Source organism: Streptococcus sp. HMSC078H12, from assembly GCF_001814615.1.
In the GTDB taxonomy this organism is placed as follows: domain Bacteria; phylum Bacillota; class Bacilli; order Lactobacillales; family Streptococcaceae; genus Streptococcus; species Streptococcus salivarius_F.
The window spans coordinates 134,569-154,483 of the sequence record NZ_KV817339.1 but is presented as its reverse complement, the minus strand read 5'-3'; the positions used below and the strand labels follow the sequence as shown (position 1 = coordinate 154,483).

The window sequence follows — 19,915 nt, the reverse complement described above, 5'->3', positions numbered from 1 at the left end:
CTTTAAGTTAGCAGCGGATAGATCCTTGAGTAGGGTATTTTTGATATTCATAATATGCTATCCACTGATTTTAGAACGCCACCAAAAAAGCCACTGGCATACAAAAACCAATGGCTTTCAACAATTTATTTTTTCTTCCCTAGGACAAAATAGCGGCTAGGGATTTGTTGTGTCAAGCTGACTGCGATGGCGATGGTAAATGAGGCCAGGAAACAAGCACGTAGGAAGCTGAGGCCGAGGTCTGCATTTCCAATCAAGAGGAAGTAGACCGCACGGTAGAAGCTCATCCCTGGGATGAGTGGGAACATGCTTGAGGCTAGGAAGACTGTAGCTGGACATCTACGGTAGTGAGCCAAAAAGCGTGAGGTGATAGTAACTAATAGGGCTGGGAAGAGGATGGCGAGGACCTCGTGATGGGTATTGTTCCAAATCAAGAGGTAGAGGAGCCATGAGCCGGCACCTAGGGTCCCAAGGTCTAGGAAGTATTTCTTAGGCACTCGGTAAAGCACGGAGAAGGCTGCTGTCCCTAGTCCTGCCATGAAGGTCTGAATCGAGACCCCCAGCCATGAGGTTGACGGTGTTGAGAACATGCCTGATAACTGTTCCGCAAAGGGGAGGATGGAAATCATGGCAAGAACACCGACAGAGATAGATAGACAAGTGGAGACCCCTGACAACATCAGGGCTAGACCGCTATAGTAGTTATTCTGCGTGAATTCTCGAATGGCATTTACAAAGTAGGCCCCAGGAATCAAAATCATCAAGGTGCCCAGAATAATCACGCTACGATGTTGCCCGATACCCAAATAATAGAGAATGTTAGCTAATAAAGCGGCAATGGCACTAGAAAGGATAATCTGCAAGAAACTGGTATGAATAAAACGGGAAAAGAGTTGCATGCCAATCCCTACAAAAACTCCCGATATAGCCGCAGCAGTTCCATCAATCCAGCTACTTCCAAGGGCTAGCGAGAAGCTCCCTGCACCAATGACACAGGCTGTAATATCCTCTAAAGGACGATAGAAAGTCTTCTGCTCAATGGTTTTCAGCTTTTGGAAAATGCTAGATACAGGCTGATTTGGCTGTTCTGCCAGTTCACGAGACAGGCGGTTTACTTCCTCTAGTTTACCTAGATGGATAGACGGGACTGAGGTAGCTAGGACACGAGACTCTTTAAGACCTGAGCGGTTGAGTCCAGAAATCATGACTCCTCGATTGACCACATAAGTGGAGAAGTCTCTGATACCAAGAGACTTGGCCATGTGTCCCATGGTGTCCTCGATACGGTAAATCTCAGCACCGCTCTCCATAAGGACACGGCCTGCCTGAAGGACGGCATCCATTTCATTTTTGGTTTCTATTTCTGTCTCTCTTGGAAAATCGATGGTCATTTGAACCTCCTTAGCGCTTAATTCGTCATTCCATTATAAGGCTTGAATGGTGGTTTTTCAATAGCTTTGGCGACTAAAATAGGACTTTCTATGAGATTTTTCTTCTACTTAATGATAGGGGGCAGGAAAATGGAGGGCTTGCCTTTTGCCTTGCTATTGGTAGAGGCAAATGCTACAATTAAATTATAAAATGTATGCGTTTACATATTTTTACGCTACCTTTCTCAAAAAGCGTTTAAGTCCTTTATTTATAGGGGTCTTAGCAATTAAAGAAGGGAATAAATGTAAGTGCAAATAGATGATACCTTTGAAAAGGAGACAATTCCATGAAAAAAATTATCAATAAACCTGAAAATGTTGTGACAGAGATGCTAGATGGTTTGGCTTATGTTCACAGTGATTTGGTGCATCGTGTTGACGGCTTTGACATCATTGTAAGAAATGAGCAGGCTGCTGGTCAGGTTGGTCTCATTTCTGGTGGTGGAAGTGGTCACGAGCCAGCTCATGCAGGTTTTGTAGGTGATGGTATGCTTTCTGCAGCCATAGCAGGTGCTGTCTTCACGTCACCAACGCCAGATCAGATTTTGGAAGCTATCAAGGAAGCGGACCAAGGAGCTGGTGTCTTCATGGTTGTTAAAAATTATTCTGGCGACATCATGAATTTTGAGATGGCTCAAGAATTGGCTGAAATGGAAGGCATCGAGGTTGCTAGTGTTGTTGTAGACGATGATATTGCTGTGGAAAATAGCCTCTATACACAAGGTCGTCGTGGGGTTGCAGGTACTATTTTCGTTCACAAAATCCTAGGTCATGCGGCTCGTGAAGGTAAGTCTCTGGCTGAAATCAAAGACTTGGCTGACAAGATCGTTCCTAACATCCACACCATTGGTTTGGCCCTTAGCGGTGCAACGGTTCCTGAGGTTGGTAAGCCTGGTTTTGTCCTAGCTGAGGATGAAATCGAGTACGGTATTGGTATCCATGGTGAACCAGGTTATCGCAAGGAGTCTATGCAGCCATCTCGCCAGTTAGCTGAAGAATTGACAGGGAAACTCCTTGAAGCCTTTGAGGCTAAGGCAGGTGAACGCTATGCCCTTCTCATCAATGGTATGGGTGCGACACCTCTCATGGAGCAGTATGTCTTTACTAACGATGTAGCAAGCATTCTTGGAGATGCTGGACTTGATGTAGCCTTTAAAAAATTAGGTAACTACATGACATCGATTGATATGGCAGGTCTCTCATTGACGCTCATGAAGATTGCAGAAGACGCTTGGCTTGAGGCCCTTGAGAGTCCTGTTAAGACCATTGCTTGGTAGTCTGACATGAAAACTAGAAATTAGGTATATTATGGATAAAACAGTTGCAGTAAAATGGATGCAATGCTTTGATCAAAGGGTTGAAGCAGAAAAAGACCACTTGTCTGAATTAGACGGTCCTATTGGAGATGGTGATCATGGTGCTAACTTGGCACGTGGTATGGCGGCAGCCATTGAGGCTATTAACAGTACTGAACCACAAAGTACGGCAGAAGTTTTTAAGGCAGTGTCTATGGCCTTGATTAGTAAGGTTGGTGGTGCTTCAGGTCCGCTTTATGGGTCTGCATTTATGGGCATGATGAAGGCTGAACAAGCTGGTCAAGATTTGGCAGGAGTGCTTGAGGCAGGTCTCGAGATGATTAAAAAACGTGGTCATGCACAAGTTGGTGAAAAGACCATGGTGGATGTTTGGCACCCAGTTGTTGAAGCTGTCAAACAAGGTCAATTAACCAATGACCTTATTGATCAAGCTGTTCTTTCAACCAAGGAAGTTGTGGCTACCAAGGGGCGTGCCTCTTATGTAGGTGAGCGTTCTATTGGTCACATTGATCCAGGCTCTTATTCGTCTGGTCTACTCTTCAAAGCCTTGCTAGAAGCGGAGGGCTAGGATATGCCAGAACTTGGAATTGTGATTGTGTCCCACTCTGCGGATATTGCTAAAGGTTTGGTGAGCCTGATTCGTGAAGTCGCTCCAGATATCCCTTTGACGGCTACAGGTGGTCTGGAAGATGGTGGCTTGGGATCTAGTTTTGACCATGTCCAAGTGGCTGTGGAAAGTCAGCCCGCCAACCGACTCTTGGCCTTTTACGACCTAGGCAGTTCCCGTATGAATTTGGAAATGCTTGAGGAATTTTCAGACAAGGAAATCCTTATTCAACAGGTACCTCTCATTGAGGGGGCTTATGCGGCTGCAGCCTTGCTTCAGGCAGGAGCGAGTGAGGTTGAAATCTTATCTCAGATTAATGAATTGACTATTCAAAAATAGAATAAAGGAAAATTATGACAAATCAAATTAAGTATAACTGGGCTAGTCTTGGAACTGGCGTTATCGCCAACGAATTGGCACACGCCTTGGAAGCTCTTGGTGGGAAACTCTATTCCGTTGCCAATCGTACCTATGACAAGGGTGTAGCCTTCGCTGAAAAATATGGCATTGAAAAGGTTTATGAAGAGATTGACCAAGTCTTTGAAGATCCTGAAGTGGATATTATCTACATCTCAACGCCTCACAATACGCATATTAATTACCTTCGCAAGGCCTTAGCAGCTGGCAAGCACGTCCTCTGTGAAAAATCCATCACCCTAAATAGTGAGGAATTGGCAGAAGCTATTCAACTGGCCGAAGAAAATCATGTCAAACTGGCAGAAGCCATGACCATTTTCCATATGCCTATCTATCGAAAACTCTCTGAAATCGTGGAAAGTGGTAAGTTGGGACCTCTTAAGGTTATCCAGATGAACTTCGGTTCTTATAAAGAATATGACATGACCAACCGCTTTTTCAATCGTAATCTGGCTGGTGGTGCCCTACTTGATATCGGTGTCTATGCACTTTCCTTTGTACGTTGGTTCATGACGTCGCAACCGACAGAGATGGTTTCACAGGTTAAATTAGCTCCAACTGGTGTTGATGAACAAGCGGGTATTCTCCTTACCAATGCAGAAGGGGAAATGGCAACGGTGACGCTAAGTCTTCACGCCAAACAGCCTAAACGTGGTACTATCGCCTATGACAAGGGCTATATCGAACTTTATGAATACCCACGTGGGCAAAAGGCGGTCATCACCTATACGGAAGATGGCTCACAAGAAGTCATCGAAGCAGGAGAAACCGCTAAAGCCCTCCAGTATGAGGTCCTCGATATGGAAGCAGCTGTTGCAGGCCAGGATAATCATACTTACCTCAATTACAGCCGAGATGTCATGGATCTCATGACACAACTCCGTAAAGACTGGGGTTTGACCTACCCAGAAGAAGAGTAGGAGTTTTGAAAACAGAGAAAAAATTAGACTTATGTACTGACTCCAAATAGATATGCTGTCAATTAAAGTGAGTTTTTAGCTCTATATTCCATAGAACTAAGGTCGTTTAATTGATTCTATATAAATACATTTATGTCAAAGGAGAAAGACTATGAGAAATTTTGCAAGTCCGTCGCGTTACATTCAAGGTGAAAATGCCTTATTTGAAAATGCAAAAACCATTTTGGAACTAGGAAGTCATCCTGTACTATTGTGTGATTCAGTAGTTTATGACATTGTGGGTCAACGTTTCGAAGAATACCTCGTTCAAAATGGACTTACAGTTGTTCCAGTCTTCTTTAATGGTGAAGCTTCAGATAATGAAATTAATCGTGTGGTAAGTTTGGCCAAAGAAAAGGGCTGTAATTTAGTCATTGGTTTAGGTGGTGGTAAGACTATTGATAGTGCTAAAGCCATCGCAGATCTTCTAAAATCACCAGTAGTGATTGCTCCTACCATTGCATCTACAGATGCTCCGGTTTCAGCCTTGTCTGTTATCTATACGGACGAAGGTGCCTTTGAACGCTACATCTTCTATTCTAAGAACCCAGAATTAGTTTTGGTTGATAGTAAGGTTATCTCTCAAGCGCCAAAACGCTTGCTTGCTTCTGGTATCGCAGATGGCTTAGCAACTTGGGTAGAAGCTCGAGCAGTTATGCAAGCAAATGGTAAAACCATGCTAGGCAAACACCAAACACTTGCTGGTGTTGCCATTGCTGAACGCTGTGAAGAAATCCTTTTTGCAGATGGTTTACAAGCCATGGCTGCCTGTGAAGCAAAAGTGGTAACGCCTGCCCTTGAAAACATCATTGAAGCCAATACCCTTCTCAGTGGTATCGGATTTGAAAGTGGTGGCTTGGCTGCGGCTCACGCCATCCATAATGGTTTCACAGCCCTCACTGGCGATATTCACCATTTGACTCATGGTGAAAAAGTAGCTTACGGAACTCTTGTACAATTGTTCCTAGAAAATCGTCCAAAAGAAGTTTTGGATAAATACATTCGTTTCTATCAACAAATTGGCATGCCAACCACTCTTAAAGAAATGCATCTTGAAAATGCAAGCTACGAAGATCTTCTCAAGGTTGGTCAACAAGCAACAATCGAAGGAGAGACTATTCATCAAATGCCATTTGAAGTGAAAGCTTCTGATATTGCTCAAGCCATCGTTGCTGTAGATGCTTATGTTCATGGATTAGCCTAAGTGAATTTGGTCTTTTGTAGGGGAAGTGCCACTATTCCCGTATAGGAATATTATCCCCCTCTGGCACTTATCCAAACAGGATAGACAAATTCTTATAGGAAAGGGTTCAGTTCTGTATTAGATAGGACTAAGCCCTTTTTATGATATGGTTTTAAGTCGGAAAAAAACACCCCAAGAGTTAGCTAAAATTACTGACTCTTGGGGTGTTAATCGAATTTAAAGATTTGTTAACTTCTATTATTTAAAACTGAAGCCCTCATAAACAAGCTCAGCTTTTGGATTATTTGCTTTAAAGGTTTTAGCAAATGCTTCCATCATTTTTACTGGACCACACATAAAGACCGTTGTGTCATCAGTGAGAGGATAGTCAGTGAAGTCTAGATAACCATCTACTTGGCTATTAATAGTGTGAAGTTTGAAATTTTTATTTTTCGCAGCATATGCAGTCAACATCTCCAGATAGACAGCATTCTGTTCACCTGTATAGGCGTAGTAGAAGTCGACATCCTTATCAAGGACTGGATTTTCACGGATATAGGAAATGAAAGGGGTGATGCCGATACCACCTGCAATCCAAACTTGCTTGTCACGACCTTGATTTAGCAACATGTGACCATAGGCACGGTCGATTGCTACAGGACTTCCGACTCTGAGCTTCTTGTAGATTTGTTTGGTATGATCACCTGAGGCCTTAACGGTAAAATAGATAATATTACCATGTCCACCTGAGATAGAGAAAGGGTGAGGTGCCTTTTCAAAACCGGCTTGAAGGATCTTAATAAAGGCAAATTGACCAAACTGATAATCCATTGGACGTGTTAGCCTAATGGCTATTTCTGTTGTATCATGGTTAATATGTTTTAATCCTACAATCTTCCCACGATTTTTAAAACCAATAATTTGGTAGAGGAAGATGATATAAAAACCTGAGCTTAAACCAAGAACAGCGAAGACCCCCACTACAAAGGATAAGAGACTTGGCTTAGTCAATACTTGTCCTAAAATTAAGTAGACGTGGGAGAGACCAAAAATATAGGCCAAGTAGACCAAACGATGAAGCCAACGCCAAGTTTCATATTTGAGACGTTTACCAAGAAAGGCCAGAATCACAATAGTCAAGAAAGTATAAATACCAAGGTTTCCTAACTGGGCAGCCAGACGGGAACCCCATAGACTCCCCATACCGATGTTGTGGAAGACTAGAAGAACAACTGATAAGATGGCAAGAAACTTGTGGACAGCGTACATGCTTTCAATCCCGTTAAAGAGTTTTTCTAAAACTCGTGATCGGGTTGCCAACATAAAAGTCCATGATAGGGTAGTTAAAGCTAAACCAGGTGCGACAAAGTTTGTCATACCTGCTGCTTGCCAAGCATAGACCGTCAGCCCCAGACTTGCAATTAGTAGGAGAATTCCTTTATATGATTTCATGTAACCTTCTTTCTATACTGAAATATTACTAATTAGTTGTAAATGATATTGTTACATTATATCTTATAAAAGATTTCCTGTCAAAAATAATTAATTTTTTGAAGATACAAGCTGATATTGGTATAGTAATCAAGGTATCCGAGAATGTTTGAAAAGACAAAATGATTTTCAAGAAATCCTGATTTAACAGTCATTTCACTTGTGTAAGCGTTTTAAAAAGTGTATAATATAGGTAGAAAGATAGGAAAAGGAGATGGCTAGTGGCTAGTATAACAATTGAAGCGAGCAAGGTAGCTAGAAAGAGTCCTATTCGCGTAGACAGTAGTCTTGTGGGGACAGTTTCTGGAGTGGAAGACGTGAGCGTTTCCCTACCATCGTCAAAAGCTCGTTTGAGTGTCGGAAAATTGGGTTACAAGTCTAACACTATTACGGTGGAGGATGGGCAAATTGTCCGTGTTACTAGCAATTTTCTAAATCGCTTTATAGCGATAGCGCCATTGTTACTTTATCTTGTTGGAGGTCGTTATCTCCCACTTGTTGCTGTCCTATCTACTATAATTTTGCTTTTTAGCTTACCTTTTCTCAAGATAGAAATCGTAGGCTGATTAGAATCGGGAGTGGCTTAGCCCTCTGTTTGATACCTTTAACTCACTTTTTCATAATAATGCTAGGCCACTCCCTTTTCATTGGGAACGGGTCGAGACGAAAGAGTGGGTTATCAAAAAGGGAACTCGATAGAGTTTCCCTTTTTTCTTTTTCCAGCTAAATTACATTCTAAAAGACCTCAGTTGCTAAAACTGAGGTCTTTGATGTTTCTAGTGATTTATTACTTACGATACAATTTGTCGTATTGATAGTAAGGGTCGAAGGTCACATTGATACCAAGCTTACGGAGAACATTTTTATCTTCATCAGTAAGGATGATAGTTGAGTGGGCTTCAGAACCCTTGAGGTTACCAAGTTCCTCCATGGCACGCGCCGCATCCGCATTGTTGGCAGCTGTGATAGCCAAAGCAATGAGGATTTCGTTTGAGTGGAGGCGAGGGTTACGGCTACCCAAATGGTCAATTTTCAGACCTTGGATAGGTTTAACCACTTCAGGCTCGATAAGTTTAGTATCCTTATCAATACTTGCAGAAGTCTTGATAGCGTTGATCAAAGCAGCCGCAGTTGGACCAAAGAGATCTGAATTTTTACCAGTGACGATTTGACCATTTGGCAATTCAAGTGCAAGAGCAGAACCACCTGTTTCTTCAGCCTTAGCGCGTGCTGCAACGACCACTTGGCGATCTTCAGGAGTAATGCCAAGATCGTTCATGAGCAACTCAATCTTCTTGACAGCGGTCTCAGGAACACGTTCATTTTTGAAATCAAGTACAGTTTGATAGTAGCGACGGATGATTTCTTGTTTAGAAGCTTCTTTGGCGGCCTCATCATCCGTAATGGCAAAACCAACCATGTTAACACCCATATCCGTAGGTGAAGCGTAAGGAGACTCACCAAGGATACGCTCAAGCATACGTTTGAGGACTGGGAAAATCTCGATGTCACGGTTGTAGTTTACTGTAGTCTTGCCATAAGTTTCCAAGTGGAATGGGTCAATCATATTGACATCATCAAGGTCGGCAGTGGCAGCTTCATAGGCCAGGTTAACTGGGTGATGAAGCGGCAAATTCCAAACTGGGAAGGTTTCAAATTTAGCATAACCTGACTTGATACCATTGATTTGGTCGTGGTACATGTTAGACATACATGTCGCCAATTTACCAGAACCAGGACCAGGAGCAGTAACAACGATAAGGTTACGGCTAGTCTTGATATAGTCGTTTTTCCCCATACCCTCAGGAGAAATGATATGGTTCATATCCGTTGGGTAGCCCTTGATAGGGTAGTGGATGTAAGGCGTGATGCCATTTTTTTCCAATTGGTTACGGAAAGCATCGGCTGCAGGTTGACCAGAATACTGCGTAATAACAACAGAACCCACATAGATATTGAGCTCGTTGAATTTATCAATCAGACGAAGCACCTCTTGGTCGTAGGAAATGCCAAGGTCACCACGAGCCTTAGAATGCTCGATATTGCTGGCATTAATAGCAATAACCACTTCGACCTGATCTTTGAGCTCTTGAAGGAGCTTGATTTTATTGTCAGGTTCATAACCAGGGAGGACACGGGCAGCATGGAAATCTTCCAACATCTTACCACCAAACTCCAAGTAGAGCTTGCCGTCAAACTGGTTAATACGCTCCAAAATATGGTCGCGTTGCAGATTCAAATACTGTTCAGAACTAAAAGCTTGTTTCTTCATAAATAAAAATACCTCTGAGAAAAATTATATCAAATGCCGAGGGTAAATGCTATTGGCGAAAGACGATTTATGGGAGAAAAAGAGGTGAAGTCAATCATGAAACGAATTTTTTATGATAGTCCTTTAGAGTTATTATTTAATTGGAGTTCTCATCTCAGCAGTTAGATTTTTAGATAACAATCACTTCAGAATATTGAATTTCATAAAGGTTTCACATTTGTCGTCTATAATTAGGATAAGAAAAATGAAGAGTCCTCATTTATCTTTGGTGTAGCTGAGGGCCAATGTCTTAAATGGAGGTGGAAGATGGTTCTCTTACAACAGGCAGTTGCTTATATTTTCCGCAAAAAAACGCGGAATTTTATCCTTTTTCTTATTTTATTTTTGATATTATCTTGCTTGTATTTTTGTTTTTCTCTTATGCAAGTTGGTGGAGGAATGGAGGCACAAATCAGGAAGTCAAGTGGGGCCAGTTTTGATCTGGTAAGTAAAGAAAGAGGGAGTGCCTTTTCCTGGAAAGAGGGGGCAAAGATTAGTCATCTATCTGATGTGATTTCAACGATACCTCAATATGTAAGTCCGGTGCGACTTATCGATAAGAAGGTAGTTACAGGAAAACAAACGGTGGAACGTGATGATCTTGATAATGAGGCTAATCAAGCCTTGGGAGCCACTTTTACTAAGGAAACAGGCCAAAGTGTTGATTTTAGGAGTGGTGCTTTTCAACTCATTAAGGGGAAGCACATATCTGCTAAAAGGCAAATTATGATTCATGAATCGCTTGCTAGGAAAAATAAGCTAAGCGTCGGAGATAAGCTGACCTTGTCCAATTTCCAGATGACTGAAAGTGGAGCTAGGGAAATGACCTTTGATATCGTTGGTATTTTTTCTGGCAAGAAGGAGGAGACTTTTACTGGAATGTCCTCAGATTTAAGTGAAAATCAAATCTTCCTCCATTATGACGATAATAGCCAACTGCTTAATTTGACTGATAAGTTAGTGACAAAATTATCCTTTGGTATTAAGAATCCAGATAGAATCAATCAAGTCATTAAACAAGTGGAACAATTGAATATCGATTGGAATCGTCTACGTTTAGACGAGGACCGTAAGGCTTTTGATTCCTTGAAGGAATCGTCTAAAGCGCTACAAGGAATCGTCAGAACGATGATGATTAGTTTAATTGTTACAGGAGCAGGGATCCTCTCATTTTTAATGGCACTATGGACGCGTGAGCGAAATCATGAGATAGGTATTCTTTTAGCAATTGGGAAGAGCAAGGGACGTATTTTTGCTCAATTTCTTGTGGAGATATTGTTGGTGTCCCTTATGTCTTTGCTACCAGCCCTTGCTAGTGGACGACTACTAAGTCGACTGTTTTTGCAAGAATTTATAGGACAGCAAGGACAGCAAGGACAGCAGCAGGCTCTTCAGTTATTAGATCATATTCCTCAGGGACTACCTTTAGGCCTATCTTATCTAAGTCTTCTTGTCTTGGTAATATTATCGCTCGGTGTGACAACAGGTCTCATATGGCGCAAAACTCCAAAAGAAATCTTATCTAATATGAGTTAAGGAGAAAGGAACACTATGTTAGAACTCAAAGATGTTACGTATAGTTATCAAAATAAAAGTGAAGCTATCTTCTCGAAGGTGAATTATCGTTTCGAGAAAGGTAAATTTTATAGTATTATTGGGCAATCTGGAGCGGGAAAAACGACCTTACTTTCCCTTTTGGCAGGTCTTGATTATCCCAAGAAGGGGCAGGTCTTGTTTAACGGAGAAAATATCAAGAAAAAAAGCTCTAGTTATCATCGTAGACACCATGTTGCTCTTGTTTTTCAAAATTACAATCTCATTGATTATCTTACACCTTTAGAAAATGTACGACTTGTTAATAAAAATGCTGATAAGAAGATACTTTCTGAATTGGGATTAGATGAAAAACAAATTAATCGAAATGTCCTGCAACTTTCAGGTGGGCAACAACAACGCGTAGCTATTGCACGGGCTTTGGTTTCAGAGGCTCCGATTATCTTAGCAGATGAACCGACAGGAAATCTAGACGAGGAAACTGCCAAGGATATTATTACTATCCTTAAAAGAATGGCTTTAGATCGCCAAAAATGTGTCATAGTTGTCACGCACAGTAAGGAAGTTGCTCAGGCATCTGATGTGGTTTTAGAGTTGAAGAAGAAAAAACTCATAGAAAAGAAAAAATAAAGAAAGGACTCTTATGTTTCGAAACGCTTTTGCATATATTACACGAAAATGGTCAAAGTCACTATTACTGTTAACTATTATTCTTTTGATGAGTACTCTTAGTTTGTTAGGACTTGCTATGCGAAGTGCAACCCAAGAAGCAGCCTCCAAGAGTCTAGGGTCAATTACCAATAGTTTTTCAATGCAGATTAATCGTAATACGAATCCTGGAACTCCTCGAGGGGCTGGAAATCTTAAGGGAGAAGATATTAAAAAGATTAGTGAGACTAAAGGGATTGTTTCGACGATTAAACGGATAAATGGTATTGGTGATTTACTAGATCATGAGATTATCGAAACAGAGCAAACGCTACAAAATCAGTCGCCAGAACGTGCTAAAAATTTTAAGTCTACCTTGATGTTGACAGGAGTCAATGACTCATCAAAAGAAGATAAGTTTGTCTCTGGAGCCTACAAACTAGTCCAAGGAGAACATCTAACCGATAAGGACCATAATCAAATCTTGATGCACGAAGATTTAGCTAAAAAGAATGGTCTTAATGTAGGAGATAAAGTAAAGCTTAGATCTAATCTCTATGATGCTGATAACGAAAAAAGGGCTGATGAAACAGTAGAAGTGACTATCAAAGGTTTATTTTCTGGTAAAAATCAAGCAGCCGTTACCTATGCTCAGGAGTTGTATGAAAACACCCTCATCACTGATCTAGACACAGCAGCAAAACTCTATGGTAATACCGTAGAAACTGCCACTTATGAGGATGCCACTTTCTTTGCTAAAGGCGATCAAAATCTTGATTCCTTGATAGCAAAGATTCAAAAGTTGGACATTAACTGGACACTCTACGATCTTGTTAAGAGTTCATCAAACTACCCTGCTTTACAGGAATCTATTCTTGGGATGTATCGTGTGGCAAATCGTATGTTTATTGGAAGTCTCATTTTTACAAGTTTATTGCTAACCCTTCTGTTGATTTTATGGTTAAATGCTCGTCGTAGAGAAGTTGGTATCTTTTTGGCCTTGGGACTTAAAAAGACACAGGTTGCGGGTCAATTTTTAATGGAATTACTGATGATTGCCTTACCAGCCTTTCTTTTATCATATGGTTTAGCGAGTTTCTTTGCCGAAAAAGTTGGTAAAACAGTCCTTTCCAATGTTACGAAAGGTATCAATAAGCAAATGACAAAAGAATCTCTAGCTGCAAATCTCGGTGGAGGGGCTGAGGCAGAGAGCTTCAGTAAGACTCTGACTCAGATTCATATGACAGTCCAACCTAAGCAACTTTTAGTAGTTATTCTAGTCGGTGGCTTTATCTTAAGCTTGGTATCCTTAATTTCTTCTCGCTGGCTTCTTCACAAGAAACCCAAAGACCTCTTAGTTGATGTTGAATGATAAGTTTGCTGCACCTATAAAAAACGGTATAATGAAAGAAAGCGACTATATATAGATGAAAAGGATAATGTATGAAGATACTAATCGTAGAAGATGAAGTCCTGATTCGAGAAGGGATGAGCGACTATCTCATGGAATGTGGCTATGAGGTCTTTGAAGCAGGCGATGGGCAGGAGGCCCTGGACCTCTTTCACAAAGAAGCGCCGGATCTAGTCTTGCTGGACATCCAGCTTCCTATCCTCAATGGCTTGGAAGTCCTCAAGACCATTCGCAAGACCAGCTCAGTCCCTGTCCTCATGCTAACGGCCTTCCATGACGAGGACTATAAGTTGACAGCCTTTGGAGAGTTGGCAGATGGCTACCTGGAAAAACCCTTCTCCTTGTCCCTCTTGAAGGTCCGTATCGAAGCTATTTTTAAAAAGCTTCAACCTTCACGGGTCTTCACCTATGGAGAGGCACGGGTGGATTTTGAGAGTTATACAGCCAGCCTAGCTGGGCAAGCTATTTCCATGAATGCCAAGGAGTTGGAAATCTTGGAATACTTGCTCCAGCATGAGGGCAAGGCCCGGACCCGCTCTCAGATCCTCGATGCCGTCTGGAAGGAGACGGAAGAGATTCCTTTTGACCGGGTGATCGATGTCTATATCAAGGAACTACGAAAAAAACTGGAGCTAGACTGTATTGTTACGGTACGCAATGTCGGCTATAAATTGGAGAGACCATGACCAAACGGAGTATCTTTGCAAAAATCTTTCTGATCACCTTTGCCCTTTTTAGTAGCTTAGTTATCCTTCTCCATGCTTCGGTTTACTTTATTTTTCCATCGAGCTATATCGAGTCCCAGCGCCAGACGATTTTGAAGAAATCGCAAGCACTGGCTAAGAGTTTCCAGGGTCAGGAAGAAGGGACCATTGAGTCGGTCATCGACCTTTATTCCAAGACCAATGATATCAAGGTGTCTATCAAAGGAAAGCAAAAACAAAATGCCATAGAGGTAAAGGATGACCTGCTCGTGAACCCTGATAGCCAAAATAATTCGGTGGTTATTGAAGAGCGAAAGATTCAGACCAAGGAAGGGAAAGACTTAACCTTGCAATTCTTAGCGACCGTCGATTCGCAAAAGGAAGCGCGGGACATCAGTCTGGGCTTTCTTCCCTATAGTCTCCTTGCTTCCTTTGTTCTATCGCTAATTGCCTCCTATCTCTATGCCCGCTTGATTTCCGCTCCGATCCTTGAAATCAAGCAGATGACCAAGCGGATGAAGCGGCTGGATCGGACAGCCAGTCTTCCCATCCATTCGCAGGATGAGATCGGCGTCCTCAAGCAACAGATTAACGATCTCTATCACCATCTTTTAGAGGTGATCGACAATCTAGAGCAGCAGAAACAGGAAAATCTGAAGTTGGAGCAGATGAAGGTCGAATTCCTACGGGGAGCTTCGCATGAGCTCAAGACGCCTCTGGCCAGCTTGAAGATTATCCTAGAAAATATGCGAGATAAAATTGGTCGCTACAAGGATCGGGACCGCTACCTATTAGTTTCTCTTGACATCGTCGATGAGATGAACCAGATTGTCCTAGAGATCCTGTCTTTATCTTCTGTTCAAGAATTAGGTGGTGATAAGGAGTGGATTCAGTTAGATGATGTGGTAAATCGGATACTCACTCAAAATCAAGTGTTGGTTGAGAATCGCTCCCTATCAATTGACAATTATCTTCCGGCAACTAGTATTTTCATGAATTTACCTATTTTGAAATTGGTTCTCTCAAATATCATCAGTAATGCAGTCAAGCATTCTGATAAGGGTGGAGTGATTCGAATAGGTTTAGAAAATGAAGGAACTGATTTTGTCATTGAAAATACGAGTGTATCTAAAGAAAATATTTCAACTAAAGCTCAGTCTAAGAAAGAAGGAGGATTAGGCCTTTTTGTGGTCAAATACCTTTTAGAGCATGAGGAACTTAGCTATAGATTTGAAGAAAGTTCTACGGGGAGGCGCTTTGTTATGGTCTTGCCCAAAAAGTAAAAAGCGATGGTTAAGGTATTAACCATCGTTTTTTTTGTATTGTTAAATAAGCAAAGGCTGACCTTACATTTCAACTCTATTATTTTTTAATATTACCAAAAGTTTAAGGAGTCTGGAGTATAGATCATTGAAATGTTTTAAACAACAAAAAAAACGCTTGCATAACTTCTAGAAAAACGTAAAATAGAACTATCAGACTCACGATAATAATAACTACGAGGAGTAGAATTATGCAAAAATACTGGTGGCATAAAGCTACAATTTATCAAATTTACCCCAAGTCGTTCATGGATTCCAACGGTGATGGCATCGGTGACCTCAAGGGGATTACAAGTAAGTTAGACTATCTTCAAAAGCTAGGAATTACAGCTCTTTGGCTTTCTCCTGTTTATGATAGCCCGATGGACGACAATGGTTATGATATTGCTAACTATGAGGCTATTGCGGATATTTTTGGGGATATGAGTGACATGGATGAGCTTTTGGCGGAAGCCAAGAAGCGTGATATTCAAATTGTTATGGACTTGGTGGTTAACCATACGTCTGATGAGCATGCATGGTTCATCGAAGCGCGTGAAAATCCAGAAAGTCTTGAACGAGATTTCTACATCTGGCGAGACAAACCTAATGAGTTAGTCTCTATCTTTAGTGGATCTGCTTGGGAATATGATGAGACCTCAGGTCAATATTATCTGCATTTCTTTAGTAGGAAACAGCCAGACCTCAACTGGGAAAATCCACAGTTGCGCCAGAAAATTCATGACATGATGAATTTCTGGATTGATAAGGGAATCGGTGGTTTCCGCATGGATGTGATTGATATGATTGGTAAGATCCCAGATCAACTGATTGATACAAACGGTCCAAAACTTCACGATTACATCAAGGAGATGAACCAGGCAAGCTTTGGAAAGCACGACCTTCTAACCGTTGGTGAAACCTGGGGAGCAACACCTGAAATTGCTAAACAGTATTCAAATCCAGATAATCAAGAACTTTCCATGGTTTTCCAGTTTGAACATATTGGACTTCAGCATAAGCCAGATAGCCCTAAATGGGAATATGAGAAGGAGTTGGATGTTTTAGCACTTAAGACTATTTTTAATAAATGGCAAACCGAGTTAGAGTTGGGACAAGGGTGGAACTCACTTTTTTGGAATAATCATGATCTGCCTCGTATTCTCTCAATGTGGGGGGATACTGGTGTCTATCGTGAGAAGTCAGCCAAGGCCTTGGCTATCCTCCTTCATCTGATGAGAGGAACACCTTACATTTATCAAGGTGAAGAAATCGGCATGACCAATTATCCTTTTAGAACTTTGGAAGAATTGAATGACATTGAATCTCTCAACTATGCCAAAGAAGCCCTTGAAAAAGGGACACCACTGGAAGTGATTATGGACCAGATTCGTCATGTTGGACGTGATAATGCCCGAACACCAATGCAGTGGGATGCGTCTAAAAATGCTGGCTTTAGCTCAGCAGATAAAACATGGCTAGCTGTTAACCCTAACTATAAGGATATCAATGTTGCCTCAGCCCTAGCTAATCCAGATTCGATTTTTTATACTTATCAGAAACTGGTTGAGCTTCGCAAAACACAGGATTGGTTGATTGATGCTGACTTTGAACTTTTAGAGACTGCTGATAAGGTTTTTGCCTATATCCGTAAGACTCAAGATAGTAGCTATCTGGTTGTGGTTAATCTATCAGACCAAGAACAAGACTTTGATTATGATTTTGATGTCGCAGAAGTCGTCATCGCAAATACCGAACTGAAACCAATCGCTGACCAAGGCAAACTCCAAGCCTGGGATGCCCTTTGTGTCAAGGTGAAATAGAAAGAAAAATGGTTGTCAACTAACTGTTGATGACCATTTTTTATCTTCTTTCCCCTTACTTAACTCAGGTTAGTCCTGTAGACTAGAATTATGTTATAATAATAGAAAAATAAGAAAAAGGTAAATTTTATGGCAATCTTAGTTTTAGGTGGGGCTGGTTACATCGGTTCTCACATGGTGGACCGTTTGGTTGAAGCGGGCCAAGAAAAAGTCGTTGTCGTGGATAACTTGGTGACGGGTCACCGTGCGGCAGTCCATCCAGACGCGGTATTCTACGAGGGAGATTTGGCAGATCAGGACTTTATGCGTAAGGTCTTTAAGGAAAATCCTGATGTCGATGCCGTTATTCACTTTGCAGCATACTCACTTGTGGCTGAGTCTATGGAAAAGCCACTTAAGTATTTCGACAATAACACTGCTGGTATGGTGAAGTTGCTTGAAGTCATGAACGAATGCGGTGTCAAATACATTGTCTTCTCATCAACAGCTGCAACTTACGGTATCCCAGAAGAAATTCCAATTCTTGAAACAACACCACAAAATCCTATCAACCCATATGGTGAAAGTAAGTTGATGATGGAAACTATCATGAAGTGGTCTGATAAAGCTTATGGTATTAAATATGTGCCACTTCGTTACTTCAACGTCGCTGGTGCAAAACCTGATGGATCTATCGGTGAAGACCATGGTCCAGAAACTCACCTTCTTCCAATTATCCTTCAAGTAGCTCAAGGGGTTCGTGAGAAAATCATGGTTTTTGGTGACGACTACAATACTCCAGATGGTACAAATGTTCGTGACTATGTGCATCCATTCGACTTGGCGGATGCCCACCTCTTGGCAGTGGAATATCTCCGCAAAGGAAATGAGTCAACAGCCTTCAACCTAGGCTCTTCAACAGGTTTCTCAAACCTTCAAATTCTTGAAGCAGCTCGTAAGGTAACTGGTAAAGAAATTCCAGCTGAGAAGGCTGATCGTCGTCCTGGTGATCCAGATACATTGATTGCATCCTCTGAAAAGGCTCGTACAGTGCTAGGCTGGAAACCACAATTTGACAATATCGAAAAAATCATCCAAAGTGCCTGGGCATGGCATTCAAGCCATCCAAAAGGCTATGATGATAAAGATTAATTATAAGGGATAGAAGCTCCATCTGGTCATAAACTATCACTTGGAGTTTTTTCCTACACATCGTAGCAAATCTTTGCATTTTTGACTTATCTTTTTTAAGATAGTACTATTTAAAAAAAGAAAAGGAGAACAGGATGGAAACATATACACTTTCAAATGGCGTTACGATTCCTAAAATTGGTTTTGGGACTTGGCAGATTCCAGAAGGGGAAGAAGCTTATAACAGCGTTAGTTTCGCACTTAAGGCGGGTTACACACATATTGATACGGCGCAAATCTACGGTAACGAGGTTTCTGTAGGTAAGGCGATTACAGATAGTGATGTGGCGCGTGAGGATATTTTCCTAACGACTAAACTCTGGAATGACAAGCACGATTACGATTTGGCTAAGGCTTCTATCGACGAGTCTCTTGAAAGACTAGGTGTGGATTATTTGGATCTTTTGCTCATCCACTGGCCTAATCCAAAGGCTCTTCGTGAGAATGATGCTTGGAAGGTTGGCAATGCAGGTGCTTGGAAGGCAATGGAAGAAGCCTACAAAGATGGTAAGGTGCGTGCTATCGGTGTGTCTAACTTTATGCAGCATCATCTTGATGCTCTCCTTGAAACGGCTGAAATTGTGCCACATGTCAATCAAATTCTTTTGGCTCCAGGTTGTGCCCAAGAAGATTTGGTTGCCTATTGCCAAGAGCGTGACATTCTTCTTGAAGCCTATAGCCCACTAGGTACTGGTAGCATTTTTGGAAATGAAGACGTTGAAGCAGTAGCTGAACGAAACGGAAAATCTGTTGCTCAAGTTGCCTTACGTTGGAGCCTTCAAAAAGGTTTCTTGCCACTACCTAAGTCAGTGACAGCAAAAAATATCGAAGCCAACTTGAATATTTTTGACTTTGATTTGTCAGAGGAAGATATGGCAGTATTGGATAAGATTCAAGGTATTAAAACTCAGGATGATCCTGATACAGTTAATTTTTAATAGGATAGAAGCAACTCGTGAGGGTTGCTTTTTCTATTGTTTTACGAATAAAAGTATGAACCTATTATCAAAATTGACAAAAAAGAGGAGTGGTAATACAATGGTGTTACAAAAGAGAACGAGGTTAAGGATATGACAACAATTACATTGAAGGTTTCAGAGGCAGATAAGAAGTTCATGCAGGCCATTGCGAAATTCGAAGGCGTATCCTTGTCAGAATTAATTCGTACCAAGACTTTAGACGCTATTGAGGATGAATACGACGCTAGAGTAGCCGATTTGGCTTTGGCAGAATATGAAGACTATCTTGAAAACGGTGGGGAGGTGCTAAATTGGGATGACCTATAAGATAGTACCCACCCCTAAATTTGCCAAAAATTTTAAAAAGTTGGATTCTTTCGTCAGAAAACAAATTAAGTCTTATCTCAATCGTGTCACAGATAATCCAAGAGCCAAGGGTAAGGCCTTTGTTGCCAATCGCACTGGACAATGGCGCTATCGTATTGGTGCCTATCGTGTTATTGTCAATATTCAAGACAATGAACTAATCATACTTGCCCTCGAAGTCGGTCATAGACGTGATATCTATTAGCATCAACACATAGAATATCCTAGGTTCCGTTAATTTTTAATAGGATAGAAGCAACTCGTG

19 protein-coding genes are annotated in these 19,915 nt (G+C 41.4%); 16 read left to right on the top strand and 3 right to left on the bottom strand.

The genetic code is table 11. The features are described from left to right. Positions 1-125: 125 nt before the first annotated feature. Positions 126-1,391, bottom strand: a complete 1,266-nt coding sequence (locus tag HMPREF2979_RS07430) for a threonine/serine exporter family protein (protein ID WP_037601115.1) — start codon at positions 1,389-1,391, stop codon at positions 126-128. A 326-nt stretch (positions 1,392-1,717) separates the two neighbouring features. On the opposite strand from HMPREF2979_RS07430, the gene dhaK reads away from it, so the two are divergent. The 5 genes from dhaK to HMPREF2979_RS07405 all read left to right on the top strand — a co-directional run bounded on the left by dhaK (position 1,718) and on the right by HMPREF2979_RS07405 (position 5,933). After that, a complete protein-coding gene (dhaK, locus tag HMPREF2979_RS07425) occupies positions 1,718-2,707 on the top strand; it encodes a dihydroxyacetone kinase subunit DhaK (RefSeq protein WP_070655937.1) in 990 nt (329 codons plus the stop codon). Between the two features lie 31 nt (positions 2,708-2,738). Next, a complete protein-coding gene (gene dhaL, locus HMPREF2979_RS07420) occupies positions 2,739-3,314 on the top strand; it encodes a dihydroxyacetone kinase subunit DhaL (protein WP_002885240.1) in 576 nt (191 codons plus the stop codon). A gap of 3 nt (positions 3,315-3,317) precedes the next feature. Beyond that, on the top strand, positions 3,318-3,692 hold the full coding sequence (gene dhaM / locus HMPREF2979_RS07415; protein ID WP_002885319.1) for a dihydroxyacetone kinase phosphoryl donor subunit DhaM: 375 nt from the start codon (positions 3,318-3,320) through the stop codon (positions 3,690-3,692). Between the two features lie 14 nt (positions 3,693-3,706). Next, the gene (locus tag HMPREF2979_RS07410) at positions 3,707-4,690 is read left to right on the top strand and encodes a Gfo/Idh/MocA family protein (protein WP_070655936.1); all 984 of its coding nucleotides are present in this window, start codon (positions 3,707-3,709) and stop codon (positions 4,688-4,690) included. Positions 4,691-4,841: 151 nt separating this feature from the next. Beyond that, entirely contained in the window at positions 4,842-5,933 is a 1,092-nt protein-coding gene (locus HMPREF2979_RS07405; protein ID WP_004182244.1) for a glycerol dehydrogenase, read from the top strand. Positions 5,934-6,170: 237 nt separating this feature from the next. Here the strand turns inward: HMPREF2979_RS07405 and HMPREF2979_RS07400 are convergent, their stop codons facing one another. Then, complete coding sequence (locus HMPREF2979_RS07400; RefSeq protein WP_070655934.1) at positions 6,171-7,364, bottom strand: ferredoxin reductase family protein; 1,194 nt, start codon at positions 7,362-7,364, stop codon at positions 6,171-6,173. A gap of 260 nt (positions 7,365-7,624) precedes the next feature. Between HMPREF2979_RS07400 and HMPREF2979_RS07395 the strand changes: the two genes are divergently transcribed. After that, complete coding sequence (locus tag HMPREF2979_RS07395) at positions 7,625-7,969, top strand: hypothetical protein (protein WP_037601098.1); 345 nt, start codon at positions 7,625-7,627, stop codon at positions 7,967-7,969. A 221-nt stretch (positions 7,970-8,190) separates the two neighbouring features. On the opposite strand, the gene HMPREF2979_RS07390 is transcribed toward HMPREF2979_RS07395, so the two are convergent. Further along, positions 8,191-9,675: a DUF1846 domain-containing protein gene (locus HMPREF2979_RS07390; RefSeq protein ID WP_070655932.1), complete on the bottom strand. Its 1,485-nt coding sequence runs from the start codon at positions 9,673-9,675 to the stop codon at positions 8,191-8,193. 306 nt (positions 9,676-9,981) lie between these two features. Here HMPREF2979_RS07390 and HMPREF2979_RS07385 point away from each other — a divergent pair, with 306 nt between their 5' ends. The 10 genes from HMPREF2979_RS07385 (at position 9,982) to HMPREF2979_RS07340 (ending at position 19,855) form a co-directional block, all read left to right on the top strand. Then, positions 9,982-11,250: an ABC transporter permease gene (locus HMPREF2979_RS07385; protein WP_070655930.1), complete on the top strand. Its 1,269-nt coding sequence runs from the start codon at positions 9,982-9,984 to the stop codon at positions 11,248-11,250. A 15-nt stretch (positions 11,251-11,265) separates the two neighbouring features. Continuing rightward, positions 11,266-11,898 (top strand): ABC transporter ATP-binding protein, encoded by a 633-nt coding sequence (locus HMPREF2979_RS07380; protein WP_070655927.1) that lies wholly within the window; start codon positions 11,266-11,268, stop codon positions 11,896-11,898. Between the two features lie 13 nt (positions 11,899-11,911). After that, positions 11,912-13,288 (top strand): ABC transporter permease, encoded by a 1,377-nt coding sequence (locus HMPREF2979_RS07375; protein ID WP_070655925.1) that lies wholly within the window; start codon positions 11,912-11,914, stop codon positions 13,286-13,288. A gap of 71 nt (positions 13,289-13,359) precedes the next feature. Then, complete coding sequence (locus HMPREF2979_RS07370; protein WP_002891287.1) at positions 13,360-14,013, top strand: response regulator transcription factor; 654 nt, start codon at positions 13,360-13,362, stop codon at positions 14,011-14,013. After that, complete coding sequence (locus HMPREF2979_RS07365) at positions 14,010-15,314, top strand: sensor histidine kinase (RefSeq protein WP_002891285.1); 1,305 nt, start codon at positions 14,010-14,012, stop codon at positions 15,312-15,314. Before HMPREF2979_RS07370 ends, HMPREF2979_RS07365 begins: the two co-directional genes overlap by 4 nt. A 230-nt stretch (positions 15,315-15,544) precedes the next feature. After that, on the top strand, positions 15,545-17,155 hold the full coding sequence (gene dexB / locus HMPREF2979_RS07360; RefSeq protein ID WP_070655924.1) for a glucan 1,6-alpha-glucosidase DexB: 1,611 nt from the start codon (positions 15,545-15,547) through the stop codon (positions 17,153-17,155). A 129-nt stretch (positions 17,156-17,284) separates the two neighbouring features. After that, a complete protein-coding gene (galE, locus tag HMPREF2979_RS07355) occupies positions 17,285-18,286 on the top strand; it encodes a UDP-glucose 4-epimerase GalE (RefSeq protein ID WP_070655921.1) in 1,002 nt (333 codons plus the stop codon). 134 nt (positions 18,287-18,420) lie between these two features. After that, positions 18,421-19,263 (top strand): aldo/keto reductase, encoded by an 843-nt coding sequence (locus HMPREF2979_RS07350; RefSeq protein ID WP_070655919.1) that lies wholly within the window; start codon positions 18,421-18,423, stop codon positions 19,261-19,263. Positions 19,264-19,395: 132 nt separating this feature from the next. After that, positions 19,396-19,611: a type II toxin-antitoxin system RelB family antitoxin gene (relB, locus tag HMPREF2979_RS07345; RefSeq protein WP_013990356.1), complete on the top strand. Its 216-nt coding sequence runs from the start codon at positions 19,396-19,398 to the stop codon at positions 19,609-19,611. Beyond that, a complete protein-coding gene (locus HMPREF2979_RS07340; protein WP_070655918.1) occupies positions 19,601-19,855 on the top strand; it encodes a type II toxin-antitoxin system RelE family toxin in 255 nt (84 codons plus the stop codon). The genes relB and HMPREF2979_RS07340 overlap by 11 nt, the downstream gene beginning before the upstream one ends. Positions 19,856-19,915: the final 60 nt, after the last annotated feature.